This window comes from Lactobacillus nasalidis, from assembly GCF_016587775.1.
GTDB lineage: Bacteria > Bacillota > Bacilli > Lactobacillales > Lactobacillaceae > Lactobacillus > Lactobacillus nasalidis.
Genome location: NZ_BOCG01000086.1, coordinates 1 through 2,835 on the forward strand (window position 1 = coordinate 1; position 2,835 = coordinate 2,835).

Here is a 2,835-nt window from a genome sequence, read left to right on the forward strand (position 1 = left end):
GGCTTCAAGCTGAAGTACTACACCAACTCCAACACTTCCTGGGCTGACGTCAAGGCCGGCAACGCCGATGCCTGCTTCGACGACGGCCCGTCCCTACGCTACGGGATCGCCAACGGCACCGGCCTGCGCATCGTCGGCAAGCAAGTGGCCAACGCCCCGCTGGCTTTTGCCGTTAAAAAGGGCAAGAACCAAAAACTCCTCAAGATGTTCAACGACGGTCTGGCATGGCTGAAGAAGACTGGCCGCTTGAAGAAGATCGTCAACAAGTACACCAGCAAGAAGGCCGTCAAGAGCCAAGTCGTAACCGACACTTCCATCATGGGCCTGGTCAAGGACAACGCCGGCGCTTTGATGCAGGGTCTGTGGATGACCATTGAACTGGCCATCGTCGGCATCCTGGCCGCCCTGGTCTTCGGCCTTATCCTCGGGATCATGGGGGTGGCTGAGCACAAGTTCTGGCATGGCCTGGCCAACGTGATCATCTACATCTTCCGCGGGATCCCAATGATGGTTCTGGCCTTCTTCATCTACATCGGGATGCCGACTCTGCTGGGCCACAAGCTGCCCCTCTTTACGGCCGGGATCCTGACCTTGATGCTGGACGAAGGGGCCTACATCGGGGCCATCGTCCGCGGGGGCTTTGAATCAGTCGACGTCGGCCAGTGGGAAGCAGCCCGGTCCCTGGGCCTGCCTTACTACAAGGCCCTCTGGAAGGTCGTTGCCCCGCAAGGCTTCAAGCTGATGATTCCATCTTTGGTCAACCAGTTCATCATCACCCTTAAGGATACTTCCATCCTTTCCGCCATCGGGGTCATGGACCTGACGCAGACGGGTACCACTTTGATTGCCCAGAACTTCCAGGGCTTCAAGATGTGGCTGATCATCGCCGTAATGTACCTGATCATCATCACCCTGCTTACTTGGCTGTCCAACTACATCCAAAAGAAGATGCAACATTAGTTAAAAGGAGGCTTTTTCCATGGAAGAAAAATACAAGGTTCAGGTAACCGACCTGCACAAGAGCTATGATGGCGTCCACGAAGTCATCAAGGGCGCCAACTTGAACGTCCTGCCCAGCGAAGTAGTCTGCATCATCGGCCCTTCCGGTTCCGGGAAGAGTACCTTCCTGCGCTGCATCAACAAGCTGGAAGAATTCCAAAAAGGCCACATCCTCGTCGACGGGGCCGACCTGGCCGACCCGAAGGCCGACATCAACAAGATCCGGGAAAACATCGGCATGGTCTTCCAGCACTTCAACCTCTTCCCGAACATGACCGTTTTGGAAAACATCACCCTGGCTCCGGTCGAACTGGGCAAGATGGACAAGGAAACGGCCATCAAGGAAGCCCACAAGTACCTGCAGATGGTCAACATGGACGACAAGGCCGACGTCAAGCCAACCACCCTGTCCGGCGGCCAGCAGCAGCGGGTGGCTATTGCCCGCGCCCTGGCCATGAAACCGGATGTCATGCTCTTTGACGAACCGACCAGTGCCCTGGACCCGGAAATGGTCGGCGACGTTTTGAACGTCATGAAGGAGCTGGCCCAGGAAGGGATGACCATGATCGTCGTTACCCACGAAATGGGCTTTGCCAAGCAGGTGGCCGACAAGGTTGCCTTCTTCTACGGCGGCGTGATCAAGGAACTGGGCACCCCGGAAGAAATCTTCGACCACCCAAAGGAAGAAGAAACCAAGAACTTCCTGAACAAGGTTTTGAATATCTAAGCCTGATTTGGATTTTTTAAAAACAAGTGAAAAAAGAAAAGGAAAGCGCTTGAGTTCCCACGCTCAAGCGCTTTTTCGCTGCCAGATTCATTAGAAACATACTTTATAATCACCGGTAAAATTATGATTCGTATTTACATCTGGTTAAATCCGTGTTAAGGTAGAAATGTTCCCTTCTTTAGAAGGAAATTCCGAACATTACCTACTGGAGGATCAAATGGAATTTATTAACAAGTATTTCGAGCTGGACAAGCTCGGTTCAAACCCTAAGCGGGAGTTCATCGCTGGTTTGACGACTTTCTTCGCAATGTGCTACATCCTGTTTGTCAACCCAAGCGTCTTGGGTGCCAGCGGGATGGACAAGGGCGCGGTCTTTACGGCAACCGCCCTGGCCAGTGCCCTGGGCTGTCTGATCATGGGGATTTTCGCCAACTACCCGATCGCAACCGCCCCGTCTTTGGGTCTTAACGCCTTCTTCGCCTACACTGTCTGCATCGGCATGAAGGTGAAGTGGCAAACCGCCCTGGCCGCCGTTTTCGTGGCCTCAATCATCTTCATTTTGATTACGGTCTTCAAGCTGCGCGAACTGATCGTCGACAGCATTCCTAACGACCTGAAATTTGCCATCTCCGCCGGGATCGGGATCTTCATCGCCTTCCTGGGCCTGCAGAACGGCAAGCTGGTCGTCAACAGTTCTTCTACCCTGGTAACTATCGGCTCCTTCAAGAACCCGGCTGCCTGGGTAACCATCTTCGGTCTGCTGGTCACCATCTTCCTGATGATCCGGCAGGTTCCAGGCGCGATCTTCATCGGGATCGTCCTGTCATCCATCTTCAGCATCATCGTTGGCCAAAGCAAGATGCCAACTTCTGTCGTTTCCCTGGCGCCAAGCCTGAAGCCAAGCTTCGGCCAAGCTATCATTCACCTGGGCGACATCAACACGGTGCAGATGTGGACGGTCGTTTTGACCTTCCTCCTGGTGGCCTTCTTTGACACCACCGGTACCTTGATCGGTCTGGCTCACCAAGCCGGCCTGGTTGACAAGGACGGCAAGATGCCAAGAATCGGCAAGGCCATGGCGGCCGACTCAACGGCCATGATGGCTGGTT

General features: G+C 54.4%; 3 protein-coding genes. All 3 read left to right on the plus strand.

The window, feature by feature from the left end; translation table 11 throughout:
- The coding region (locus tag lacNas_RS01125; protein ID WP_201346511.1) for an ABC transporter substrate-binding protein/permease at positions 1-960 on the plus strand (960 nt) is incomplete at its 5' end.
- A gap of 19 nt (positions 961-979) precedes the next feature.
- Positions 980-1,726: an amino acid ABC transporter ATP-binding protein gene (locus tag lacNas_RS01130; protein ID WP_201330856.1), complete on the plus strand. Its 747-nt coding sequence runs from the start codon at positions 980-982 to the stop codon at positions 1,724-1,726.
- Positions 1,727-1,943: 217 nt separating this feature from the next.
- Positions 1,944-2,835 (plus strand): NCS2 family permease (locus lacNas_RS01135; protein ID WP_201346512.1); only part of this gene is annotated, 892 nt, incomplete at its 3' end.

Bases quoted from the DNA above. Each gene is read 5' to 3' on its own strand.
- lacNas_RS01130 (WP_201330856.1), top strand. From the start codon at position 980: ATGGAAGAAAAATACAAGGTTCAGGTAACCGACCTGCACAAGAGCTAT.